This is a genomic window from Vibrio sp. Hal054, from assembly GCF_037162405.1.
In the GTDB taxonomy this organism is placed as follows: Bacteria; Pseudomonadota; Gammaproteobacteria; order Enterobacterales; family Vibrionaceae; genus Vibrio; species Vibrio diazotrophicus.
In genome coordinates this window covers 2,168,027-2,193,103 of record NZ_JARLUT010000001.1, presented here as the reverse complement: position 1 = coordinate 2,193,103, position 25,077 = coordinate 2,168,027, and the positions used below count along the sequence as shown (strand labels likewise).

Here is a 25,077-nt window from a genome sequence, read left to right as displayed (position 1 = left end):
TGAGAACCAACCTACGCAAGTTGAATGCGGAAGGTATATTATTGTATTTAATCAATATTGAATGCTGGGACAAGGAATGGTTTTAGAGCATCATCAAGGCAAATTTGTCTATAAAGCGATAGCTATCATTGGCGTTATTTGGCTGCTCTGTGTGTCGGTCATATTTGTCCAATACAGGCAAACGGCCAAAATGAGCGACGATGTTGTCGAATTAGGCAATCACATCATGTCATTTCACAACTCTCTGCATTTTAGATCTCCCTATCGTGTTATTCACACCAATGACATGTCTCTCAATGTCCAGTTAATCTATTCCTTACGAGTGCAGTTAGAAGCGGATTATGAAGACTCCGTATTTCAGCCTGATGTGACGCACTTAGTTTATGTTATTGATAAGTTTATTGAAAAAAGCCAGATGTTCTTAAGTTCGGACTTGGATGTGCTCGATATGGTTGAGCAGCTTAAATTGTTGCGCTCAGAATATGAGAATCAACCCGATATCAGGCGCTATTACGTAGAGTTAGGTGCTTATCTTTTTGAAGCGTTATTTACCGAAGGTGAGCAAAGTCCTGAAATTTATCGATCTTTAGATCAAATCATGGTTGCGTCACAAGCGATGTCGCCAGATGACCGACAGCATTTGCAACTGACTCTAGCAAAGGTTTCCAAACTATTAAGTCAGTATGCGGAAAGCGGAAACCTAGTGAATAGGCTACTACAACACGAGATCTATCAAGAGTTACACACCCTTGAAAATGAATATTTTAAGTTATTCGGCTTTATTAATGTTTTGTTGTTGGTTCTAAGTGGTTTACTCATTGCCAGCCTGCTTATTGTTGTGATTTTTTCCCAAAGGCGATGCAAACACGCGGTTGAGTCGCTCTGCAATGGCGAGGCTTCGTCAGCTAATGAACAAAGTACAGATCAGAATAAAGGAAAAAAAGAGGTTTTGACCGATGTTCAGCATTTGCCTGTAGCTGGTACATCTGTTGAGTCCAAGATAGATATTCCTCAAATGTTAAGTTCGCTTAATGATGATAAAGAATCTGTGAAAATGCTGCTGCGTGTATTTATTGAAGATCATTATGAAGATTGTGAAAAACTCCAGATGCAAATCTCGTCTGATTTAGGCGCAGCAATGAGAACAGCACACAGTCTAAAAGGCGTCGCGGGCACTATTGGAGCGAATGAGTTAAGAATTATAGCAATAGATATTGAAGCAAAATTGAAACGAGAAGAAATTCCTACGGATGAAGAAATTCAGAATTTGACAAAATCTTTAGATGAAACGGTTAAAAGTGCTCAGTTTTGGTTGGAGCAAGCATCTTTTTAGCTGTTAATTCTTATTAAATGCTGTTTTTTGGTTGGCAACGTTCGAGTTGACTTGTTGTGAGTCATTTTTGTGTTTTTTTTGTCGAGTAGTGTTAGAGATTTCTGTTTTTAGATGAAATATTTAACTCAACTTTAGTTAATTCCTGATTATTTTGTAGAATGCTATTCCAATATGAACAGTGTTGTTTGAGGTAATGATTTATCTTCATTCTTAATACTTTGTTTTTAAATGTTATTTTTATTTTTTTCTTTTTCTGAAGAAAAGTGAGATGATTTTTTAGTGGTTATTTATCGTTCTTATTCAAAGTTTTATCGTCAAATATCCTGAATATAGAGAACATTTTGTTACTAATATGCCTTTTAAAGCCAGATAGTTGTGTTAAGTTAGTATACTTATAATATTTAGCTGTGTAGGGAAGCGAATCGCGTCGTTTTCCTTGTCATAAAGCAGCAATATAATCATTTTTATAAGAAACGCTTGAGATTTTTGTCTGAACCACTTATAGATGGTCAATTGTTTTTTCAAGAACACACGGAGAATTAGTGCGATGAGAGTAGGTTTAGTAGGTTGGCGTGGCATGGTTGGTTCGGTACTCATGCAACGTATGGTTGAAGAAGGTGATTTTAATTTAATTGAACCAGTATTCTTCAGTACCTCACAAATTGGTATTCCTGCGCCAAACTTAGGTAAAGACGCTGGCATGCTTCAGGATGCTTTTGATATTGAGAGCCTAAAACAGCTTGACGCTATCATTACTTGTCAAGGTGGCAGCTACACCGAAAAGGTATACCCAGCATTGCGTCAAGCAGGTTGGAAAGGTTACTGGATCGATGCTGCTTCAACTCTACGTATGGCATCAGACTCTATCATCACGCTAGACCCTGTAAACTTGAAGCAAATTCAACAAGGTATCCACGCGGGTACTAACACCTTCGTTGGTGGTAACTGTACTGTTAGTTTGATGCTAATGGGTCTTGGTGGTCTATTTGAAAAAGGTCTGGTTGAGTGGACCAGCGCTATGACATACCAAGCTGCTTCTGGTGCTGGCGCACAGAACATGCGTGAACTTATTTCTCAAATGGGTGTTATTAATGACTCTGTAAGTTCTGAACTTGCTAACCCATCTAGCTCTATTCTTGATATCGATAAGAAAGTTGCGGAAACCATGCGTTCTTCATCTTTCCCTACCGATCAGTTTGGTGTTCCACTTGCTGGTTCTTTGATCCCTTGGATTGACGTGAAGCGCGACAATGGTCAAAGCAAAGAGGAGTGGAAAGCGGGTGTTGAAGCGAACAAGATTCTTGGTACTCAAGATTCACCAGTGCTGATCGACGGTACTTGTGTTCGAATTGGTGCGATGCGCTGTCACTCTCAGGCACTGACTATCAAATTAAAACAAAGTGTACCTTTGGATGAAATCGAAGAGATCATTGCTTCTCACAACGAGTGGGTAAAAGTGATCCCTAACGAACGTGACATTACCGCGAAAGAACTATCACCAGCGAAAGTTACAGGCACTATGTCTGTCCCTGTTGGCCGTCTACGTAAGATGGCAATGGGTGATGACTTCCTCAATGCATTCACAGTTGGTGACCAATTGCTATGGGGTGCTGCTGAGCCACTACGTCGTACACTTCGTATTATTCTTTCTGAAAAATAATAATATGTTCAAATATCTAAAGCGCCTTAGGGCGCTTTTTTTTGTTCGTCACTTGCCTGAGTAGAGTCTGAAAACAAGCGCCACTATTCGTATAAGCTATCCTCACACAACACGAGATATATCCTACATTGCAAAAGGCATACGCCTATTTTTATTGTGCCAGTGGTTGCTAGCATTACCAGTCATAAATAGAGGTACTAAATAATACAAAAAGATCATTTTGCTGAATATGTTCCATGTGCTCACTGAATGATTTTTGAAATGTACCTTGTTGATGGCTGTAGTTAGGTTTATGTCACTTATACTTTGCGTTAAAAATCTCATTATCATTGTACTGATTACATTTCTAGGTTCTTTCGAAGTCTATGCTCTCGATGGGGTTAAGGCATTTGCAGAGCACAAAATGGTGATGTTACTAATCCATCCTGTGACAGGGAGTATTGTCAAAGCCAACTCTTCTGCTGCAGAGTTTTACGGCTATTCAATTTCAGAATTAGAATCTATGAAGATTCAAGAGATTAATACCCTCAGCAAAGAGGCGACTCAAGCAGAAATGCAGCTAGCTCGAAAAGAGAAAAGAAACTACTTCATTTTCAAGCACCAGTTAAAAAACGGAAATTTAAAAACCGTTGAAGTGTCGTCTATTCCTATTTCTTATCAAGGCAGGCCTGTTCTCTATTCAATTATTCGAGATATTTCTGAATACCGTTCGGCTCAAGAAGGACTCTGGCACTTTCAACATCGACTCGACGATATGGTCAAAGAACAATCCGCTCAGTTGAGATCTACTCATCAACGTCAATTAATTACATTTACTGTGCTATCAACATTTCTTGTCTCTGCCTTGGTAGCATTAAGTCGACTGCTGATAAATCAGAGAAGCACTAAAACCCAACTCGAAGATGAAAAGAAACGACTGTCGGATGTGATTTGGGCTGCCAATATTGGGACCTGGGAGTGGGATATTCAAAGTGATCAATTAGCTTTGAATGATTACGCCTACGCTATGGTTGGTTACCAGCGGTGGGCGGATTTCCCGATTAAACGGGGAAGCTTGAAGCCCCTTTGTCATTCTGAAGATTGGGCTGATGCCCAAGAAAATATGCGGTCTAAGTTGGATGGTGAAGTCAGTTTTTTCCAGACTGAGATTAGGGTAAGGCACAGACTTGGCCACTGGGTTTGGATTTTGGTGAGAGGTAGAGTTATCAAGAGGGCATTTAACAGTCAAATTCCTCTTACAGTTGCAGGAACTTATCAAGATATTACTTTGCAGAAAGAGCTCAATAGCCAGCTTTACCAATACGCAAATACAGATCAACTCACAGAGATTCCCAACCGACGATCGTTCCATAATTATCTCGATATGATGGAAGATACAGAACACCAATATGGATTATTTTACATGGACTTAAACAAATTTAAGGACGTCAATGACAAGTACGGCCACGCAGCTGGAGATTTGGTCATTAAGAATGTTGGGCAGAGGCTGAAAGAAGTCCTGCGAAGTTCAGATAATGTTTACCGTCTTGGCGGGGATGAATTTGCAGTCATCGTAAAAGGGTTAAAATGCCGAGCAAATGCTTCTGTTGTCGCGAATAAATTTGTAAAAGTCTTATCCGAACCACATATCCTTGAAGGGGCACAAACAGCCAGAGTCATTGTTCCTCCCAGTATTGGTGTTGCCTTCTATTCAGCGAATAGGCTTGATGCTGAGTCTTTGATTCAACGAGCCGATCAGATGATGTATTTGGCTAAACGAAAATATCCAGAAGGAGGATATGAAATCTTTGAGGAGCAATCAGCTGTCGCATAAACAATGGCGGAGATGGTTTATCTCTTCTCCGCTACTGGTTAACGATACTGAGTAAGTCGAACCACCCATGTATTAATCCGTAGTTTTAAGCTTCTAACATCCGCTATGTTTTCGTCGTATTGACTGGTACCACTCGCTTATCAGGATCTGCCAATTCACTTCCACAATGCTTACAAAATAGAGCATCTGACTCATGTCCCGCCAAAGAGCAGTTAGGACATTTCACTAACGCTCTGTGTGCACTCATTTCTTGATGTAGCTCTGCGGTAATAATGCCCGTCGGCACAGCAAGTATTGAATAACCTAATAACATGGTAAGTGCCGCTAAGCCTTTACCTAGTGTTGTCTGTGGTACAACGTCGCCATAACCTACGGTAGTGATTGTTACAATTGCCCAATAGATACTTTGCGGAATGCTAGTAAAACCGTTTTCTGGCCCTTCAATAATATAAATAAAGGAACCCAAGATGGTGACCAGTATTGCTACCGTGCTGAAGAAAATAATGATTTTTCTTCTTGCACCCAACAATGATCTTAACAACAGATTGGAGTCTTGAAGGTAACGAACCAGTTTAAGTATACGAAAGATACGCATGACTCTCAGTGCTCGAACGACACCAACTAATGACGCAGAAGGGAACAAGATAACGAGATATGTCGGCAATATCGCGACAAGATCGATTACACCGTAAAAGCTTTTTGCGTATGCGCTGGGTTTTGGTGAGCAGTAGAGTCGCGTTAAGTATTCAATGGTGAATAGAGCTGTAAATCCGTATTCGATCAGTTTGAACTCTTCACGCCATTTCGCATCAAAACTTGGGATGGAACTTAGAACCAGTACGATCAAAGAGGTGAAAATCGCGATAATAAGTGCGATGTCGAAAATTTTACCCGCTTTGGTGTGAGTACCAAAGATGATGACATAGAGCTGATGTTTTAAATTTTCATTTGAGAAAGACATGATAGAGCGACCTAACGTTTTTTATCGCTCTATCATAGCCTTAGGCTAGCGTTTAAGCCAATCCTGGGAATAGGCTACGTAAGCCATTGGTAATAAATTCGATGCCTAATGCGCCAAGTATCAAACCCATGATACGCGTGATCACGTTGATGCCAGTCTGGCCTAACAATTTCACAATATAGGGCGCTGAACGGAACAGCAACCACGAACACAACGCGAAAAATACAATCGTGACGACAATACCTGTGGTGTCCATCAATCCCGGATAGCGAGAGCCATATACTATGGTTGAGCTGATAGCACCTGGGCCCGCCATTAGTGGCATTGCCAGCGGAACCACACCAATTTGTTCGCGGCTGATGTATTCCGATTTCTCTTGTTTGTTTTGCTTATCTTCACCCAACTTACCACTCATCATCGAAAAGGCGATGCTCATAAGCAGCAAACCACCGGCTACACGAAATGAGTCTAGAGAAATGCTGAACATGTCTAACAGCATTTGTCCGCCAAGCAGCGCAGTGATCAGAATGATGGCCACAGCAGTATTAGCAGTAGCGGCGGTTTTGTTTTTCTCTTCTGGAGTCATGTGCCCAGTAAGGGAAACAAAAACCGGCATGATTCCTACAGGATTAACTGCGGCAACCAAGCCCAGAAAGAACTGGAGAAAAATAGCAATTTCGAACGACATGTTAGGTTCTCTTATTTTTCATAGGATTGAAATTAATTGCGCGTAATCTAAGTCAAACATAGCAAAATCGCGAATGAAAAAATTTGCTGTTTTTTGCAGCTTATACGTGAGAAAAACTAATTATGGTCGATAATTGAAAATTAGTTGTTTCAAATATGTGTGCATTAATCGACTTGTTTATGGGATTTTTTAACATCCCCCCAGTTTTGATAAAAAAAGTGCATCTACTGGAGAGTCAAAATGAAATGGATATACTATGAGTAGCACATGAAAACTTGTCTACATGTAGTAATGTTGTACAAAAATGAAACTTTTTTACACGATGTTGTATTTTTTTTAGATTTTCAGTTCGAATGCAGTATTTTTAACCAGTTTATTTTGTGAGGAATTTTTCAATAAATACAATTGGTTAGTTGGTATCTTTGGTGCTTTCTACCTATAAAGGGATAATTAGTTTTTCATAACTGATCTGAGTCAATTTTTTTCACGTAGTGAAATATTATACTCAGCCATGAAAGCAATTTACTAAGTTCGTTGTTATTAAGTCTCTGAAGTTTTGATAAACACATATGCAACATGCTTAATAAAGAGTTTTTAATTTTAAATTTTTTTATTTTAGGAGATCCATTATGCCTGTAACTAATCTGGCTGAACTAGATGCTCTAGTAGCTCGCGTTAAAGCGGCTCAAGCTGAGTTTGCTACTTACTCTCAAGAGCAGGTAGACAAAATCTTCCGTGCAGCATCTCTTGCAGCTAACCAAGCTCGTATTCCTCTAGCGCAACAAGCGGTAGCAGAATCTGGCATGGGTATCGTTGAAGATAAAGTAATCAAAAACCACTTCGCTTCAGAATACATCTACAACAAATACAAAGATGAAAAAACTTGTGGTGTTCTAGAAGAAGACGAAAGCATGGGCACAATGACTATCGCAGAGCCTGTGGGCATCATCTGTGGTATCGTCCCAACAACTAACCCAACATCTACTGCAATCTTCAAATCTTTGATTTCTTTGAAGACTCGTAACGGTATTATTTTCTCACCACACCCACGTGCTAAAAATTCTACAAACGATGCAGCTAAATTGGTTCTAGACGCAGCAGTAGCAGCGGGCGCGCCAAAAGACATCATCGGTTGGATCGACCAACCATCTGTAGAGCTATCTAACGCTCTTATGAAACACGAAGGTATCGCACTTATCCTTGCTACTGGTGGTCCAGGCATGGTTAAAGCGGCTTACTCTTCTGGTAAACCAGCTATCGGTGTTGGTGCAGGTAACGTTCCAGTTGTTATCGATGAAACAGCAGACATCAAACGTGCAGTAGCTTCTGTTCTTATGTCTAAAACTTTCGATAACGGTGTAGTGTGTGCTTCTGAGCAGGCTGTAATCGTTCATAAAGATGTATACGACGAAGTTAAAGAGCGTTTTGCTTCTCACAAAGCTCATGTACTAAGCAAAGCTGACGCTGACAAAGTACGTAAAACAATCCTAATCGACGGTGCGCTAAACGCGAAAATCGTTGGTCAACCTGCTTCTGCTATTGCAGAAATGGCGGGTGTTAAAGTTCCAGCTGATACTAAAGTTCTTATCGGTGAAGGTCTTGGTAAAGTTTCTTACGACGACGAGTTCGCACATGAGAAACTATCTCCATGTCTAGGTATGTTCAAAGCGGATAGCTTCGAAGACGCTGTTGACCAAGCTGTAACAATGGTTGAAATCGGCGGTATCGGCCATACTTCTGGTCTTTACACTAACCAAGACGTAAACGCAGATCGTATTCGTTACTTCGGTGACAAAATGAAGACTGCTCGTATTCTTATCAACATTCCGACTACTCACGGTGGTATCGGTGACCTTTATAACTTCAACGTTGCTCCATCTTTAACGTTAGGTTGTGGTTCATGGGGTGGTAACTCTATCTCTGAGAACGTTGGTCCTAAACACCTAATCAACAAGAAAATTGTTGCTAAGCGAGCTGAAAACATGTTGTGGCACAAACTACCTAAGTCAATCTACTTCCGCCGTGGTAGCCTTCCAATCGCTCTTAGCGACCTAGAAGGTAAAAAACGCGCATTCCTTGTAACTGACCGTTTCCTATTCAACAACGGTTATGCAGATGAAGTAGTTTCACTACTTAAAGCTCAAGGTATGGAAGTTCAGACATTCTTTGATGTAGAAGCAGATCCAACTCTATCTGTAGTAGAGAAAGGTGCAGCTCAAATGGCTAGCTACCAACCAGACGTGATTCTAGCTCTAGGTGGTGGTTCACCAATGGATGCTGCGAAGATCATGTGGGTTATGTACGAGCACCCAGAAACTCACTTCGAAGAACTAGCAATGCGCTTTATGGACATCCGTAAACGTATCTACAAGTTCCCTAAAATGGGTCAAAAAGCTGAGTTGGTATGTATTACTACTACTTCAGGTACTGGTTCAGAAGTTACTCCATTCGCGGTTGTTACTGACGACAAGACTGGTGCTAAATACCCACTAGCTGACTACGAGCTAACTCCTAACATGGCTATCGTTGATGCGAACCTTGTTATGAACATGCCTAAGTCTCTAACAGCGTTTGGTGGTTACGATGCAGTAACTCACGCTCTTGAAGCATACGTATCTGTTCTTGCGAACGAATACTCTGACGGTCAAGCTCTTCAAGCACTTAAGATGCTAAAAGAGTACCTACCATCAAGCTACAAGAATGGTGCAAATGACCCAATCGCACGTGAAAAAGTACACAACGCAGCAACTATCGCTGGTGTAGCATTTGCGAACGCTTTCTTGGGTGTATGTCACTCAATGGCTCACAAGATTGGTGCTGAGTTCCACTTACCACACGGTCTTGCTAACGCACTGCTTATCTCTAACGTTGTACGTTACAACGCGAACGATAACCCAACTAAACAAACTGCATTCTCTCAATACGACCGTCCACAAGCACGTCGTCGTTACGCAGAAGTTGCAGAGCACTTGGGTCTAGTTCAACCTGGTGACCGTACTGCTCAGAAGATTGAACGTCTACTAGCGTGGATGGATGAGCTTAAGAAAGACCTTGATATCCCAATGTCTATCCAAGCTGCGGGTGTTAACGAAGCTGACTTCCTAGCGAAAGTTGAAGAACTAGCGGTTGACGCGTTTGATGACCAATGTACTGGTGCAAACCCACGTTACCCTCTAATCACTGAGCTGAAAGAAGTACTTATCTCTTCTTACTACGGTAAAGCATTCGTTGAAGGTGAAACTTTCGAAGGTACTACTGTAATCAAGAAGAAAGCTGACCAAGTAGCTCCAGCAGCTGCTAAAGCAGATAAAAAAGTAAAAGCTTAATTTGAGATAGGTTTTCGCTAGCACGATTACCAAATCAAGAAACAAAAAGCCCCACTTCGGTGGGGCTTTTTTTGTCTATTCAACAGATATAGGATAATAATCAAATATGGATCTGACTATATTTGGGTTGCCACATAAGGGTTAATTATCTATTAAAATTTTTATTATCTATAATTTTTATCGATAACGTGAATAATGCATGAAAATCATGTAGATATATATTGTGTGCATTATGAATAGTTATTATTCTATGCACGAAAATAATAAAGATAGTAATTATAAATCTAAGGAAAATTGAATGAATAAAAAAGCTGTATTGCAAGTTTTGGGGCTTGCTCTAGTAACTAATTTCATTATTGGCTGCGCTAGTACTTCTGAATCGACATCTACCACTCAAGTTACCAACTCACAGGAAAATATTACGCAAGTAACAGGGAATATCCCTGCTGAGAGTAAGTTCGCGAAGGTAAAGGTTGGTATGTCAATGGGGCAGGTCTATGACACCATTGGTCAACCTACTGATACATTGAGTTATATTACAGGTAAATCATTTATCCCATTCTATTTTGGTAGTGATGCAGCGAGAGTTGAAGCTTTATACAAAGGAGAAGGCCGAATAGTCTTTACCGGTGGTACTGGCTTTGGTGCGAGAGTATTTAAAGTTTATAAGGTTTCATATAACCCAAGTGAGCCTGGCTACAATATGTAATTTTTTAAAAAGAAGGCAATCTGAAGATTGCCTTCTTTTTGATATTAAGTCCACATGACTAGAATAGCGGCGAGAGCCACAAGAACTAGCCCAAAGCCGTCTTTAATTCGGACTTTTTGTTTAAGCCAGAGAACAGATATCAACATCGTAAAAAAGATTTCTACCTGCCCTAGAGTTTTTACATAAGGAACCGCTTGCAAAGACATCGCACTGAACCAGCCTATTGAGCCTAGACAACTGGTAAAGCTGGTTAAGAAGACTATTTTAGGTCTGGCGAATAAAGCTTTTAGCGTATCCACATCTCTGAGGGTTAAATATGCGACTAGGATGAGTGTTTGAAGGGATATAACTAACAGCAAAACCCAAGCGGCACCGTAAGGAAAAGGTAATCCTAGAGCGATGCTGGCTTCTCGAACCCATAACGATGTTAACGCGAAAGCACTGCCGCAGCTTATCCCCAAAATAACGGTGGGCAAGGATATTTGACGAAAACTGCCTTGAGTACTGAGTAAGAACACACCGATACCGCCAACAAATACCCCGAACCATCCCAATAATGTCAGGTGAGTGCCGAAGAAAAGCATGCCTAACAATGCGGCAACTAATGCTTCGCTTTTGGCAAGACCAGCTCCTACGGCGTAATTATTAAATTTAAACAGCCTAACCATAAGCGCTGTCGCAACGATTTGCATTGTCGCAGCACCGACAATGTAAGTGATGAAGAGTGAATTAAAATTGGGTAGAGCAATGGGCTCTATGACATACAAAGTGATTAAATACAGAGCAGCTATAGGACTTGCCCAAAGAAAACGAGCCAAAGTGACTCCAGCCGTTTTTACATCGCCAGATAAGTGACTTTGAAAAGCGTTGCGCCAAGATTGCATAAAAGCGGCGAATAGAGTGAACAGAATCCATGTCATGCTAAGAACATCCAAAGAGATAACAGAAAGTTGTTGTGCCAGAGATGACACAAGACGAGCACAGGCATATCACTATGCAACTAATCGGTTGCCATATCAAATGGATATATAAGAAAAAGCCTCTCAATTGAGAGGCTTAGAAACATTGATTGAAGAAGCTGTCAGTTAGCCTGCAAGTACATCTGTAGCAACTTTGTAGCTAGGGTCTTCTTTAACGTTTATTTCGACTAGGCTGCCTGCTTTATGAAGCAATGCACGGCAATCTTGGCTTAAATGGCGTAGATGAAGTGTTTTTCCTACAGAAGCGTAGCGCTCCGCCAGAGTTTCAATCGCTTCAATGGCTGAGTGGTCAGCAACACGTGACTGAGCAAAATCGACAATCACATCTTGTGGATCGTTTTGCGCGTCAAATAATTCTAAGAAGTTCGCAGCTGAACCAAAGAATATAGGGCCATTAACTTTATAAACTTTGGAACCTTCTTCATTAAGCTGGCTGGTTGCGTAGATGTGTTTTGCGTGTTCCCAAGCAAACATAAGTGCAGAAGCAATTACACCAACTCCTACCGCAATAGCTAAGTCGGTAAACACGGTAACAATCGTTACTAGTACGATGACAAAGAAATCTTGCTTAGGTACACGACGAGCAAGTTTAAAGGTTGCCCATTCAAACGTACCGATCACCACCATGAACATAACGCCAACTAGCGCAGCCAGTGGGATCATTTCAATCAGTGAGGAAGCAAACAGGATAAAGACCAGTAGCATCACCGCTGCCACAATACCTGACAAGCGCCCACGACCACCAGAATTAATGTTAATCATTGACTGACCAATCATCGCACAGCCACCCATAGCGCCAAATACAGAACAGGTAATGTTCGCAAGACCTTGTCCCATACATTCACGGTTAGACTTACCACGAGTGTTAGTCATTTCGTCTAGAACAGTCAGCGTCAGCAATGACTCTATCAAACCAATAGCTGCCAAAATAACAGAATACGGAAGAATAATTTGTAAAGTCTCAAGTGTCATTGGAACAATAGGGAAGGCAAATGTTGGCAGCGTACCAGCAAGTGTTGCGCCTTCATTACCCGACATTGCACGCAAGAAATCGACAACAGTACGAGTTTCTAACCCGAGACCTTGAACCAGCAAAGTGACGGTAACTATCGCTGCTAATGAAGATGGAACTGCAGTGGTAATTTTAGGAAGAAAGTGGATGATAGCCATCGTCAAAGCGACCAAGCCTAACATTAGGAACAACTGATCGCTTGGAAGCCAACTAAGCGCGCCACTCATATCAGGTGCCTTGAACTGACCTAATTGTGCTAGGAAGATAACAATAGCCAAGCCATTCACGAAACCAATCATGACAGGATGAGGCACCATGCGAATGAACTTACCGAGTTTAAATAGGCCGGCTGCAATTTGCAGTATTCCCGTTAACAAAATGGCGGCAAACAGGTATTGGACACCATGGCTTGATACTAGGCTGACCATTACTACAGCCATTGCGCCTGTTGCTCCCGAGATCATGCCCGGGCGTCCACCGAAAATAGAAGTCACAAGACCAACAATAAATGCGGCGTACAGACCAACCATAGGGTCAACACCAGCTACAAATGCGAATGCAACCGCTTCTGGTACCAGAGCTAAAGCAACAGTAAGACCCGAAAGAACGTCATTTTTTACAGAGTGTTTGGAAAACTGGGGAAATTCAAACATGAGTTGAGTGTTTTTCCTGATAATTAATGGTGAACCGACTTTATTTAAAACGCTCATGGAATCGAAATGGGATGTGCCAAATAAATATTGTTTGGCAAAAAGGGTATTCAATAGGCTGAACGCGTTAAGTTAAAGATGAATGGCGGATGCTACAGAATTGTGTGATGAAGTTCAATATTGAACCAATAATCAAGAGTAATGAGTCTGCTGCAATAATAAAAAAGCCACCCGAAGGTGGCTTTTACATGGTTTCTAATTAGTAACCTTGAGGTTTCGCCATGGCAGAACCCGCTTGGTTGCGAGCGACTTGGCTACCTGCACCAATAGGTGCGTATCGTTCAGTGCGGAAAGGTGCAGCCTTAACTTCAATTTCCTTTACCTCTTGTGAACCAGAAGCTTTAGTCATTGGTGATGAAGCATGACCTTTTGCCGGAGCTGTAACACTCGCTTTCTTCGCTGGTTCAACTACGGGTACAGGGATCTCAGCCGCTTGTTCTGCCACTTCTTCCACAACAACTTCAGCTACAGGCGCTTCTGTTGTCGGTTGTTCAATGGTTTCAATTGCTGGGGCTTGTTCCACTTCAGGTTCAGTTACTGGTGCTTGTTCAACAGCAGCTGGTGTAACAACAGTCTGTTCAACGACTGGCGTTTCAACCACTGGTTCTGGAGCTTTCTCAATTGGCGCTTCAGCAACAGCTACGTCACGACGAACAATTACTTTACCCATTGCCATTTCTGGGAATGCGTAGCCACCTAATACAGGTGTTGATACAACGGCTTGTTCAACTACCGCTTCAACTTGAGGCTGAGCTTTAACCACAGGTTTAGCTAAGTCGTAACGTGGCATGACTTTACCCATAGCCATCTCTGGAGAAGCTACACCACCTTTGCGTAGGCGGAATGGGTTAGGGCGACGATCACGACCACGGCGACGACGCTGACCACTTGCTCGTAGGTGACGAGGTGAACGACGGTTACGACGCTGTTTCTGCTCATCTTGTTGCTCTGCATTGTTATCAGTATCAACATTCGCTTGAGTCAACTCGACTTTAGGCTCTTGAGTAACAGGTGCTTGAACATCTGCATTCAATGAATTCTCAACGATTTCTGCTTCTTCAGATTGTTGATTGTTCACGCGAACTTGCTTGTTAAGCTTACGGCGTTGACGACGCTCTTTAACTGCCGCAGCTTTTGTTTGTTGCGCTTCGCTTGCAGGTTTTTCAACCACTTCTTGCTGTGCTTCAGCTGCTAACTGGCGGCCTTCTTGTTGAAGTTTGTTCGACTTCGTATCATTGCGGTCGCGCTTGTTACGGCGCTCTTGCTTAGGCTTGCGCTCTTGCTGTTTGCTTTCAGTTGCTACAACAGGTTGTTCGCTCTCAACTTTTTCGTTCGCCTTATCATTTGGCTTACGACGATTTCTGTCTCGAGAGTTGTTGTTACGACGGCGGTCGTTACGCTCGCGACGTTGAGGCTGTTTCTTACGCTCGTTCTCTGCTTCGCTTGTTTCTTTTACCTGTTCTTTCTTCTCTTCTTCTGAAGAAGCGAAAATACCAGCTAAAGCTTTAAAGAAACGGCTAACCAGTCCAGGTTTTTGTTCAACAACAACGGTTTCTTTAGGCGTTTCTACTTTTGGTTTTGCAACTGGCGCAGGTGCTGACTGAGCTGGTGACGCAAAACCTTTCAGAGCAGGTTCTTCGATGCGTTTTGGACGTAAATCAGGTTCACCAAGTTCTTTGCCTTCAGCTTCTTTTAGTGCTTCAAGTTTTCTTGGGATCAAGTAAGAAAGAATTTCATGCTCTTCACCTTCACGTACACGAACTACCTCGAAATGAGGTGTTTCCATGTCTGAGTTTGGAACGATAGTAATTCTAACTTCTTGGATTCGTTCAATATGGTTAATTGAACGACGCTTTTCATTCAGTAGATATGAAGCAATCGATACAGGAACTACAGCCAATACTTGTGCTGTGTTGTCTTTCAATGCTTCTTCTTCGATAAGACGAAGAACAGATAGCGCAAGAGACTCGTTGTCACGAACTACACCCGTGCCCGAACAACGTGGACAAATGTGATGGCTTGCTTCTGCCAGAGAAGGGCTTAGGCGTTGACGAGACATTTCTAACAGGCCAAAGCGTGAAATGCGGCCAATTTGTACACGAGCACGGTCTAGGCGAACAGCGTCACGCAAGCGGTTTTCTACTTCACGTTGGTGACGAACTGGTGTCATATCGATAAAGTCGATAACAACTAGACCACCTAAGTCGCGTAGGCGTAATTGACGTGCAATTTCGTCAGCAGCTTCTAGGTTAGTGTTTAGAGCAGTCTCTTCGATATCGCCGCCTTTAGTTGCGCGAGCTGAGTTGATATCGATAGAAGTTAGTGCTTCTGTTGGGTCAATAACGATTGAGCCACCAGAAGGAAGGCGAACCTCACGTTGGAATGCAGATTCGATTTGGCTTTCGATCTGGAAGTGACTAAATAGCGGCACTTCACCTTCGTATTTCTTAACACGGTTTACGAAATCAGGACGTACTAGACTTATATGGTCTAGAGCACGTTCATAGATAGTATTACTATCAATTAGGATTTCACCGATATCACGACGCAAATAGTCACGAATCGCTCGCACGATTACGTTACTTTCTTGGTGGATCAGAAATGGCGCAGGATTCGAATCAGACGCTTGTTTGATTGCAGCCCAATGATTAAGTAGAACGTTTAAGTCCCATTCTAACTCTTCACCGTTTTTGCCAACACCCGCAGTACGAACGATGAGGCCCATACCTTGTGGTAATTCTAAAGAGCTCAATGCTGTTTTTAGCTCAGTACGCTCATCACCTTCGATACGACGAGAAATACCGCCGGCACGAGGGTTGTTAGGCATAAGAACTAAATAGCTACCAGCAAGAGAGATGAAAGTTGTTAGAGCTGCGCCTTTGCTACCGCGTTCCTCTTTTTCAATTTGAACGATAACTTCCTGACCTTCTTTAAGCACTTCTTTTATGCTTGGACGGCCTTGATAGGTATAACCATCTGGGAAGTATTCGCGGGCAATTTCTTTGAGAGGGAGGAAACCGTGTCTTTCAGCGCCGTAATCAACGAAAGCAGCTTCTAGACTTGGTTCAATACGGGTAATACGGCCTTTGTAGATGTTCGCTTTTTTAGATTCATGTCCAGGACTTTCGATATCAAGATCGAACAATCGCTGGCCATCAACCAAAGCGACACGCAACTCTTCTTTCTGAGTCGCGTTAATTAGCATTCTTTTCATTTAAAAATCTCGTAATTTTTTCTTTGTTTTGATTATTGTTCTTGTCGCGTTTGGTTCGCTTTCACGGTGCCAGATCCCATGGCTTAATTCATTACAGCCTCCCGGCTGGAGGGATGCTCTGAGGGCACGTCAGTCATCACAAGCATAAGCAGCCTGTGATCCGCATAGAGGCGGATTTACTCATCATGAAAGGCGAAGAGTAGAGCAACAAGAAACCTTAACCTGAAATGTCTTACGCCAATGCAGCACCAAGTTATAGGTTTACTACTCGTTTATTGCTTTAATAAAACGGTAAAAATAGAAACATACCAGTTCAATTATTGCAGGTGTGAACTATAGCAGTGACTGCTAGTCACAGCAATGTGCTTTATTAGAAAGCGCTTAAAAATTTCAAGCCATGTCCAAAAGTGTTTCCTAGTCAGTGTCAAATCTGAGCAAAATGAAAGAGAAGTTTGCATTTTATCAATAACAAACCGCCCAATTTTCGGGCGCAATGAGCAATGTGATGTTTATTTCAACGAGTTATTAAAAAAAGCATCCGAAAAGCGATTTTTAATCACGAAGAAAATGTGAATTCACGTAGATTCAGTTAGAATAGTTGCCATGAACGAAATCAGAACCCAAGTCCAGTTCATCGATATAGATGAAGATATGGCTGGTCAACGCATCGATAATTTTTTGCGTAACCAATTAAAATCAATTCCTAAAAGCATGGTTTATCGAATCTTGCGAAAGGGTGAAGTGCGCGTAAACAAAAAGCGAGTGAAGGCTGAATATAAATTGGAAGCTGGAGACGTGGTTCGTGTTCCACCCGTAACGATTGAAGCGAAGGCAGAAGAAGCAACTGCGCCAAGTACCAAGCTGAACAAAGTTGCGGAACTTGAACATTGCATTATCCATGAAGATGACCATGTACTGATCTTGAACAAACCGTCAGGAACAGCGGTGCATGGAGGTAGTGGCCTAAAGTTTGGTGCGATTGAAGCTTTACGTGCGTTACGTCCACAAGCTCGCTTTCTGGAACTGGTACATCGTATTGACCGCGACACATCGGGTATTTTGCTGGTTGCTAAAAAGCGTTCGGCACTTCGTCATCTACAAGCTCAGTTTCGCGAGAAAACAGTACAGAAATACTATTTTGCTCTGGTGATGGGGGAGTGGGAGAGCAAGTGGAAGGTCGTTAACGCGCCGCTGCTAAAGAACGAAGTGAATAGTATTGTTCGAGTCAATTCTAACGGTAAGCCTTCAGAAACGCGTTTTAAGATCCTTGAAAAGTTTGAACAGGCGACGTTGATTCAAGCGAGCCCAATAACAGGCCGAACTCACCAGATACGCGTTCATACTCAATATATGGGGCATCCAATTGCGTGGGATGACCGATATGGTGATCGCCGTTTTGATGCCTATACTGCCCAATTCGGCATTGACCGTTTGTTCTTACACGCTGCGAACATTCGATTTGTTCATCCAGCGACGGAAGAGCAAATGGAAATTAACGCTCCTCTGGATAGCAAACTTGAGCATGCGCTCACTCAAATGCGCTCTGCCAAATAACAAAAGGCTTGTGATAAACAAGCCTTTTTCAGTTTGATAGTTCGATGAAGTTTATAGAACTGTAAAACTTTCGTTTTCGAGCAATTGGATAAGCTTAATAAGTGGAAGACCTACTAATGTATTTGGGTCGTCACCTTCGAGTTTGTCGAATAGGGCAATTCCTAACCCTTCACTTTTAAAACTGCCTGCACAGTTTAAAGGCATTTCTTTTTCAACATAACATTCGACCATCTTTTGATTAAGTTGGCGAAAATGCACTGTGAACGTATCTAGCGTAACCTGACTTTTTTGCGTTTCAGAGTTATACAGTGCTAAGCCTGTGTAAAAGGTAATCGCTTTCCCACTTTGACTCATCAACTGCTCAACCGCTTTTTGCTTGGTATGCGGTTTACCAACGATTTGTCCGTCAATGACGCAAACTTGATCTGAGCCAACGACTAAACTTGGGGTTTTAACGACACAAGAGCGTGCTTTTTGTTCTGCTAGTCTTTGTACTAAAGCTTCAGGCGACTCGTTTGTGTGGGGTGTTTCATCGCAATTGGGCTGTGCGGTAATGAAAGGGATATCGAGCTTTTTCAGCAACTGCTGACGAAAAGGTGAAGTGGAAGCTAAAACTAGTTGGTAATTTTGCATTTTACTTTACAATTATCGTTAAGTTTATGTGCAGCATATAGCATTCAATGCTGTTGACCATAATTCTCTCCGTGAAAAGGGAAAAAATTGTATTTTTAACCTTTTTCTTTGACTAAATCTGTTTTGGAAGATAATATTCGCGCCCTATGCAAAAGGTAAAGATACCGCGAACGGTTGATCCGGGCAAAGCGGCTCAAAAACGACTTGATTACGATGGCATCATCCAAATGAGTCTTTTGAAGCGCTTAGAGGAATCAGTCGCTAGCGTAAAACGCGACGCACAAGTCTCATTGTCATTTGGGCTTGATGAACAACAACTCGTAGTTATCTCTGGTAAAGCTAACATCGAAGTTGATTTAGAGTGTCAGCGCTGTAATGAGGTTTTCGCACACGAGTGCGAAATTGAATTCACTTATTCTCCGATTACGGGGAAAAAGAGTGATGAAGAAATTCCCGACGATTACGATTTGGTAGATCTTAATGAGTACGGTGAAGTAAACCTGATTCAGCTAGTTGAAGACGAGTTCATCTTAAGTTTGCCTCAAGTAGCAATGCATGAAGATGCGGATTGCAGCGTTAAATCAGACAATATGGTGTTTGGTGAGATTCCAGAAGAGATTTTGGAAGATAAACCGAATCCATTCGATGTTTTAAAAAGTTTGAAGAAGTAATTCTTTGAGACCATTAACATAGGAGTAGGGTCAATGGCCGTACAACAAAACCGTAAAACACGTTCACGTCGTGGTATGCGTCGTTCACACGATGCGCTAACTGCAGCTGCACTATCTGTAGACGCGACTTCAGGTGAAACTCACCTACGCCACAACGTAACTGCTGAAGGTTACTACCGTGGTAAAAAAGGTTATCAACAAGTAAGGTTGACCTTTGCAAAATTTAACCGTTGCACTTGATGCAATGGGCGGGGATTTCGGTCCTCGCGTAACAGTGCCTGCCGCCGTGCAGGCACTGTCGCATTTCCCAGAGCTAAAAGTGACTCTCATCGGTGATCAAACTGAGATCGCCCAACAACTTTCTTTATTAGGTTGCGAACCGAACGCTCGCTTGAGTGTCGTAAATAGTGACCGCGTCATCTCGAATTCAGAAAAACCCTCTTTGGCATTGCGTCACAGTGTTGGTACCTCTATGGGTATGGCTATTGATCTTGTCGCTGACGGTCAAGCTGATGCGTGTGTCAGTGCCGGCAATACCGGTGCATTGATGGCGTTATCCCGTTTTAGGCTTAAACTATTGCCAGGTATTGATCGTCCCGCTTTGGTTTCAGCGTTGCCCACCGCGTCAGGTGGTAAAACATGGATGCTGGATTTAGGCGCAAATGTTTCTAGTGATGCAGACTCTTTATTTCAATTTGCAGTGATGGGTGCAGCATTAGCTGAGCAACATTTAGGTCGACCTGCTCGTGTAGCGATTTTGAATATCGGTGCGGAAGAGATTAAAGGTAATGATTTAGTTAAACGTTGTGCAGAAATGCTGAGTCAAACACACGCTGTGAATTTTATCGGCTACATTGAAGGGAACCAATTATTAATTGATGCAGCAGATGTTGTCGTATGCGATGGTTTCGTTGGCAATGTTTGTTTAAAGGCGTGTGAAGGAACGGCACAACTTTTTATCGATAGGCTAAAAAATAAGTTTTTAGGCTCATCTATAAAAGGTTGGATTGCGAAAAAGCTGTTTTCTGAACTATTTACTGAGTTAAAAACACTGAACCCCGACCAGTATAACGGCGCAAGTTTGCTAGGATTGCGCGGCATTGTAATAAAAAGTCATGGAAGTGCTGATGTATCCGCTGTCGTGAATGCGATATCAGAGGCGGTGCATGAAGTTAAACGACAAGTACCCAGCCGTATAAGCGATCGTTTGGAAGCGGTTTTACTCGAGAGGCATTATTAGTCTTCATGTATAGCAAAATTTTAGGTACTGGCAGCTACCTGCCATCTCAGGTGCGTACTAACGCTGATTTAGAGAAAATGGTAGATACAAGTGATGAGTGGATTGTCACTCGTACCGGTATTCGCGAGCGTCGTATTGCAGCTGAAGATGAAACAGTTGCAGATATGGCGTTTTATGCAGCGCAAAATGCGATCGAAATGGCGGGCATTGATAAACACGACATTGATCTCATTATCGTCGCGACCACAAGCAGCAGCCATACGTTCCCTTCATCTGCTTGTCAGGTTCAAGGGAAATTAGGCATTAAAGGCTGTCCAGCATTTGACTTAGCAGCGGCGTGTTCTGGCTTTATTTACGCGCTTTCGGTTGCAGATCAGCACATTAAAACAGGCATGTGTAAAAATGCACTGGTGATTGGTGCAGACGCATTGTCAAAAAGCTGTGACCCAACGGATCGCTCGACCATTATTTTATTCGGCGATGCAGCAGGCGCGGTTGTGCTGGGTGCAAGTAAAGAGCCGGGTATTCTTTCAACCCACATCTACTCAGATGGTGAATTTGGTGAATTATTGAGTTTACCTGTCGCTGAGCGTGGTGGTGATGCTGACAAATGGCTGTACATGGCTGGTAACGAAGTCTTTAAAGTTGCGGTGACTCAGTTGTCTAAGCTGGTTAAAGATACGTTAGAAGCAAATAACATGCATAAGTCTGAGTTGGATTGGCTGGTTCCGCATCAAGCGAACTATCGCATTATTTCTGCGACAGCGAAAAAACTCTCTATGTCTCTAGACCAAGTAGTATTAACCTTGGATAAACACGGTAATACTTCGGCGGCTACTGTTCCAACAGCGCTTGATGAAGCGGTTCGTGACGGTCGTATCAAACGTGGTCAAAACTTATTATTAGAAGCTTTTGGTGGCGGTTTCACCTGGGGCTCAGCTTTGGTTAAATTTTAACAACGTTAGATTTTAGCCAATCGGTTTTTGTAATAATTAATCGTTACTATTAGTCTTTAAGGCGTTGAAATAACGCCTTAATCATTTTTGAGGAAACAGCAATGAGCAAGTTTGCTATCGTATTTCCAGGTCAAGGTTCTCAAGCTATCGGTATGCTTGCAGAGCTTGCACAGCAGTATGATGTAGTTAACCAAACTTTTGCAGAAGCATCTGATGCATTGGGATATGATCTGTGGGCGTTGGTTCAAAACGGCCCTGTTGAAGATCTAAACCAAACTTTCCGTACACAGCCTGCATTACTTGCAGCGTCTGTTGCAATTTGGCGAGTGTGGCAAGAACTTGGCTTGGAACAGCCATCGGTTCTTGCAGGTCACAGCTTGGGTGAGTATTCAGCATTAGTCTGTGCAGGTGTTATTGACTTCAAACAAGCGATCAGCTTAGTTGAGCTTCGTGGTAAAGCGATGCAAGATGCCGTTCCTGCTGGTACTGGTGCAATGTATGCGATCATCGGTCTTGATGATGAAGCGATTGCTAAAGCTTGTGAAGATGCGGCTCAGGGTGAAGTGGTTTCTCCAGTAAACTTCAACTCGCCAGGCCAAGTGGTGATTGCTGGTCAAAAAGACGCAGTTGAACGCGCTGGTGTACTGTGTAAAGAAGCTGGTGCTAAACGTGCGTTGCCTCTACCTGTTTCGGTTCCTTCACATTGCGCATTAATGGAGCCAGCGGCTGAACGTTTAGCTGCAGCATTAGCGAAAATCGAATTCAATGCACCTCAAATCCCAGTAATTAATAATGTGGATGTTGCTGCTGAAACAGATCCTGCGAAAATTAAAGATGCACTTGTTCGTCAGCTATACAGCCCAGTACGCTGGACTGAAGGCGTAGAGAAAATGAGTGAACAGGGCGTTGAGAAATTACTAGAAATGGGTCCAGGTAAAGTTTTGACTGGCCTAACTAAACGTATTGTAAAAACCTTAGACGCAGCAGCAGTGAACGATATTGCTTCACTAGAAGCAGCTAAGTAAATATAGGAACCAAACATGAGTCAATTCATGAGTTTAGAAGGCAAAGTTGCACTAGTTACTGGTGCAAGCCGTGGTATTGGTAAAGCTATCGCTGAACTATTTGTAGAACGTGGTGCCACAGTAATTGGTACTGCAACTAGCGAGAGCGGCGCGCAAGCAATCAGCGCTTATCTTGGCGATAACGGTAAGGGTCTAGCTCTTAACGTTACAGATGCAGAATCTATTGAGACAGTATTGAAAGCAATCAATGATGAGTTTGGTGCAATCGATATTCTAGTGAACAACGCAGGTATCACTCGTGATAACTTGTTGATGCGTATGAAAGACGATGAATGGTCAGATATCTTAGATACTAACCTGACTTCTATCTTCCGTATGTCGAAAGCTGTACTACGTGGCATGATGAAAAAGCGTAATGGCCGCATCATCAACGTAGGTTCTGTAGTTGGTACTATGGGTAACGCTGGACAAGCAAACTATGCAGCAGCAAAAGCAGGCGTGATTGGTTTTACTAAATCAATGGCGCGTGAAGTTGCTTCTCGTGGTGTGACAGTAAACACCGTTGCTCCAGGTTTTATCGAAACAGATATGACAAAAGCACTGAATGATGAGCAACGTGCTGCTACACTTGCACAAGTACCAGCTGGTCGTTTAGGTGATCCACGTGAAATTGCTTCTGCAGTTGCATTTTTGGCTTCACCAGAAGGCGCTTATATTACGGGCGAAACTTTGCACGTAAATGGCGGCATGTATATGGTTTAATGCCATTTTTGTGCTAAGTTGGAAACAGAGTTTTAATTGTGAGCAACTTTGTACATTAATTGATATAAAAATGCGCAACATTTGTGCATGATATATGTCAAAAATGGTGTGAATTTCGGTTAAAATCGCCAATTTTGTGGTTTGACCAGCAAGGACCCCCTTGCAACTTTCCCTAGTTAGAATAAACTACGGAATCATCGCATTAGGCGAAATCTGTAAAGGAAAAGAAAAAATGAGCAACATCGAAGAACGCGTAAAGAAAATCATTGTTGAACAGCTAGGTGTAGACGAAGCAGAAGTTAAAAACGAAGCTTCTTTCGTTGAAGATCTAGGTGCGGATTCTCTAGACACTGTAGAACTAGTTATGGCTCTAGAAGAAGAATTTGACACTGAGATTCCTGATGAAGAAGCAGAGAAAATCACTACTGTTCAAGCTGCGATCGACTACGTAAACAGCGCTCAGTAATGTCTCTTCCCAGGCGGTCATCTGACCGCCTGAGTTTTTCTCAATCATCTTTACCTCTCATAGAATTTTTCAATTCCCGGAGAATATGATCGTGTCCAAGCGTCGTGTCGTTGTCACTGGCATGGGTATGTTGTCACCAGTGGGCAACACAGTAGAATCTTCTTGGAAAGCCCTGCTAGCTGGTCAAAGTGGTATTGTTAATATTGATCACTTTGATACAACCAATTTTTCAACTCGTTTCGCAGGTCTAGTTAAAGACTTTAATTGCGAAGATTACATGTCTAAAAAAGAAGCCCGCAAGATGGATTTGTTTATCCAATATGGTATTGCTGCGGGTATTCAAGCATTAGACGATTCTGGTTTATCGATCACTGAAGAAAATGCTCCACGTGTTGGTGTTGCTATTGGTTCAGGTATCGGTGGTCTAGAGCTTATTGAAAGTGGCCATCGTTCACTTTTAGATAAAGGCCCACGTAAAGTTAGCCCATTCTTTGTACCATCAACCATCGTAAACATGATTGCTGGTAACTTATCTATTATGCGTGGTCTACGTGGCCCTAACATCGCTATTTCAACAGCATGTACGACTGGCTTGCACAACATTGGTCATGCAGCTCGTATGATTGCATACGGTGATGCAGAAGCTATGGTTGCTGGTGGTGCAGAAAAAGCATCAACGCCGCTAGGTATGGCTGGTTTCGGTGCCGCAAAAGCGTTGTCGACTCGTAACGATGAACCACAAAAAGCTTCTCGCCCTTGGGACAAAGACCGTGACGGTTTTGTACTAGGCGACGGTGCGGGCATCATGGTGCTTGAAGAGTACGAACATGCTAAGGCTCGTGGCGCTAAAATTTATGCAGAAATCGTTGGCTTTGGTATGTCCGGTGATGCTTATCACATGACTTCACCAAGCGAAGACGGTTCTGGTGGCGCGCTAGCGATGGAAGCGGCAATGCGTGATGCTGGCCTAACTGGTGTTCAAATCGGTTATGTGAATGCTCACGGTACATCGACTCCTGCTGGTGACGTGGCTGAAGTGAAAGGCATCAAACGTGCTTTAGGCGAAGAAGGTTCGAAACAAGTTCTTATCTCTTCTACTAAGTCAATGACTGGCCACCTATTAGGTGCAGCGGGTTCTGTTGAAGCTATCATCACAGTTATGTCGCTAGTTGATCAAATGGTTCCACCAACAATTAACCTTGAAAACCAAGAAGAAGGTTTAGACGTTGATCTTGTTCCAAACACTGCACGTAAAGTGGAAGGTATGGAATACGCAATGTGTAACTCGTTTGGTTTTGGTGGCACAAACGGATCATTGATCTTTAAACGCGTATAAAGTTCATTGAACTGTACTTGTTTTGAAA

At 42.5% G+C, this 25,077-nt stretch carries 20 protein-coding genes; 14 read left to right on the top strand and 6 right to left on the bottom strand.

The window, feature by feature from the left end; genetic code table 11:
* Positions 1 to 76 precede the first annotated feature (76 nt).
* From P4S58_RS10090 to P4S58_RS10080, 3 genes are all read left to right on the top strand, one after another.
* Positions 77 to 1,333 (top strand): Hpt domain-containing protein, encoded by a 1,257-nt coding sequence (locus P4S58_RS10090; RefSeq protein ID WP_337163870.1) that lies wholly within the window; start codon positions 77 to 79, stop codon positions 1,331 to 1,333.
* 547 nt (positions 1,334 to 1,880) lie between these two features.
* Complete coding sequence (asd, locus tag P4S58_RS10085; protein WP_042483641.1) at positions 1,881 to 2,993, top strand: aspartate-semialdehyde dehydrogenase; 1,113 nt, start codon at positions 1,881 to 1,883, stop codon at positions 2,991 to 2,993.
* Positions 2,994 to 3,285: 292 nt separating this feature from the next.
* Positions 3,286 to 4,806 carry a diguanylate cyclase domain-containing protein gene (locus tag P4S58_RS10080; protein WP_337163869.1) on the top strand — a complete coding sequence of 507 codons (1,521 nt, stop codon included), beginning with the start codon at positions 3,286 to 3,288 and terminating at the stop codon, positions 4,804 to 4,806.
* Positions 4,807 to 4,909: 103 nt separating this feature from the next.
* Here P4S58_RS10080 and P4S58_RS10075 read toward each other — a convergent pair whose 3' ends face one another.
* Both P4S58_RS10075 and P4S58_RS10070 read right to left on the bottom strand, forming a co-directional pair.
* Entirely contained in the window at positions 4,910 to 5,767 is an 858-nt protein-coding gene (locus P4S58_RS10075; RefSeq protein WP_337163867.1) for an ion transporter, read from the bottom strand.
* 52 nt (positions 5,768 to 5,819) lie between these two features.
* On the bottom strand, positions 5,820 to 6,455 hold the full coding sequence (locus P4S58_RS10070) for a YchE family NAAT transporter (protein ID WP_042483635.1): 636 nt from the start codon (positions 6,453 to 6,455) through the stop codon (positions 5,820 to 5,822).
* Between the two features lie 629 nt (positions 6,456 to 7,084).
* On the opposite strand from P4S58_RS10070, the gene adhE reads away from it, so the two are divergent.
* Complete coding sequence (adhE, locus tag P4S58_RS10065) at positions 7,085 to 9,781, top strand: bifunctional acetaldehyde-CoA/alcohol dehydrogenase (protein ID WP_042483633.1); 2,697 nt, start codon at positions 7,085 to 7,087, stop codon at positions 9,779 to 9,781.
* Between the two features lie 298 nt (positions 9,782 to 10,079).
* Positions 10,080 to 10,490, top strand: coding sequence for a hypothetical protein (locus P4S58_RS10060; RefSeq protein ID WP_042483631.1), 411 nt, complete (start codon positions 10,080 to 10,082; stop codon positions 10,488 to 10,490).
* 44 nt (positions 10,491 to 10,534) lie between these two features.
* Here the strand turns inward: P4S58_RS10060 and P4S58_RS10055 are convergent, their stop codons facing one another.
* The 3 genes from P4S58_RS10055 to rne all read right to left on the bottom strand — a co-directional run bounded on the left by P4S58_RS10055 (position 10,535) and on the right by rne (position 16,406).
* Positions 10,535 to 11,410, bottom strand: a complete 876-nt coding sequence (locus tag P4S58_RS10055; protein ID WP_042483629.1) for a DMT family transporter — start codon at positions 11,408 to 11,410, stop codon at positions 10,535 to 10,537.
* A 165-nt stretch (positions 11,411 to 11,575) separates the two neighbouring features.
* Positions 11,576 to 13,135, bottom strand: a complete 1,560-nt coding sequence (locus tag P4S58_RS10050) for a SulP family inorganic anion transporter (protein WP_102963139.1) — start codon at positions 13,133 to 13,135, stop codon at positions 11,576 to 11,578.
* A gap of 256 nt (positions 13,136 to 13,391) precedes the next feature.
* Positions 13,392 to 16,406, bottom strand: a complete 3,015-nt coding sequence (gene rne, locus P4S58_RS10045) for a ribonuclease E (protein WP_337163861.1) — start codon at positions 16,404 to 16,406, stop codon at positions 13,392 to 13,394.
* Positions 16,407 to 17,009: 603 nt separating this feature from the next.
* Here rne and rluC point away from each other — a divergent pair.
* Positions 17,010 to 17,960 carry a 23S rRNA pseudouridine(955/2504/2580) synthase RluC gene (gene rluC / locus P4S58_RS10040; RefSeq protein ID WP_042483623.1) on the top strand — a complete coding sequence of 317 codons (951 nt, stop codon included), beginning with the start codon at positions 17,010 to 17,012 and terminating at the stop codon, positions 17,958 to 17,960.
* A 51-nt stretch (positions 17,961 to 18,011) separates the two neighbouring features.
* On the opposite strand, the gene P4S58_RS10035 is transcribed toward rluC, so the two are convergent.
* On the bottom strand, positions 18,012 to 18,593 hold the full coding sequence (locus P4S58_RS10035) for a Maf family protein (RefSeq protein ID WP_042483620.1): 582 nt from the start codon (positions 18,591 to 18,593) through the stop codon (positions 18,012 to 18,014).
* A gap of 146 nt (positions 18,594 to 18,739) precedes the next feature.
* Here P4S58_RS10035 and yceD point away from each other — a divergent pair, with 146 nt between their 5' ends.
* The 8 genes from yceD to fabF all read left to right on the top strand — a co-directional run bounded on the left by yceD (position 18,740) and on the right by fabF (position 25,049).
* The gene (yceD, locus tag P4S58_RS10030; protein ID WP_102952821.1) at positions 18,740 to 19,264 is read left to right on the top strand and encodes a 23S rRNA accumulation protein YceD; all 525 of its coding nucleotides are present in this window, start codon (positions 18,740 to 18,742) and stop codon (positions 19,262 to 19,264) included.
* Between the two features lie 33 nt (positions 19,265 to 19,297).
* Complete coding sequence (gene rpmF, locus P4S58_RS10025) at positions 19,298 to 19,504, top strand: 50S ribosomal protein L32 (protein WP_337163860.1); 207 nt, start codon at positions 19,298 to 19,300, stop codon at positions 19,502 to 19,504.
* A complete protein-coding gene (plsX, locus tag P4S58_RS10020) occupies positions 19,479 to 20,504 on the top strand; it encodes a phosphate acyltransferase PlsX (RefSeq protein WP_042483596.1) in 1,026 nt (341 codons plus the stop codon). Before rpmF ends, plsX begins: the two co-directional genes overlap by 26 nt.
* 5 nt (positions 20,505 to 20,509) lie before the next feature.
* Positions 20,510 to 21,460 carry a beta-ketoacyl-ACP synthase III gene (locus P4S58_RS10015; RefSeq protein ID WP_042483594.1) on the top strand — a complete coding sequence of 317 codons (951 nt, stop codon included), beginning with the start codon at positions 20,510 to 20,512 and terminating at the stop codon, positions 21,458 to 21,460.
* Positions 21,461 to 21,561: 101 nt separating this feature from the next.
* Positions 21,562 to 22,485: an ACP S-malonyltransferase gene (fabD, locus tag P4S58_RS10010; protein WP_337163858.1), complete on the top strand. Its 924-nt coding sequence runs from the start codon at positions 21,562 to 21,564 to the stop codon at positions 22,483 to 22,485.
* 27 nt (positions 22,486 to 22,512) lie between these two features.
* Positions 22,513 to 23,247 carry a 3-oxoacyl-ACP reductase FabG gene (fabG, locus tag P4S58_RS10005; RefSeq protein WP_042484141.1) on the top strand — a complete coding sequence of 245 codons (735 nt, stop codon included), beginning with the start codon at positions 22,513 to 22,515 and terminating at the stop codon, positions 23,245 to 23,247.
* A gap of 232 nt (positions 23,248 to 23,479) precedes the next feature.
* Positions 23,480 to 23,713 carry an acyl carrier protein gene (acpP, locus tag P4S58_RS10000; RefSeq protein WP_014204679.1) on the top strand — a complete coding sequence of 78 codons (234 nt, stop codon included), beginning with the start codon at positions 23,480 to 23,482 and terminating at the stop codon, positions 23,711 to 23,713.
* 91 nt (positions 23,714 to 23,804) lie between these two features.
* Positions 23,805 to 25,049: a beta-ketoacyl-ACP synthase II gene (fabF, locus tag P4S58_RS09995; RefSeq protein ID WP_042484139.1), complete on the top strand. Its 1,245-nt coding sequence runs from the start codon at positions 23,805 to 23,807 to the stop codon at positions 25,047 to 25,049.
* The last annotated feature ends 28 nt before the right edge of the window (positions 25,050 to 25,077 follow it).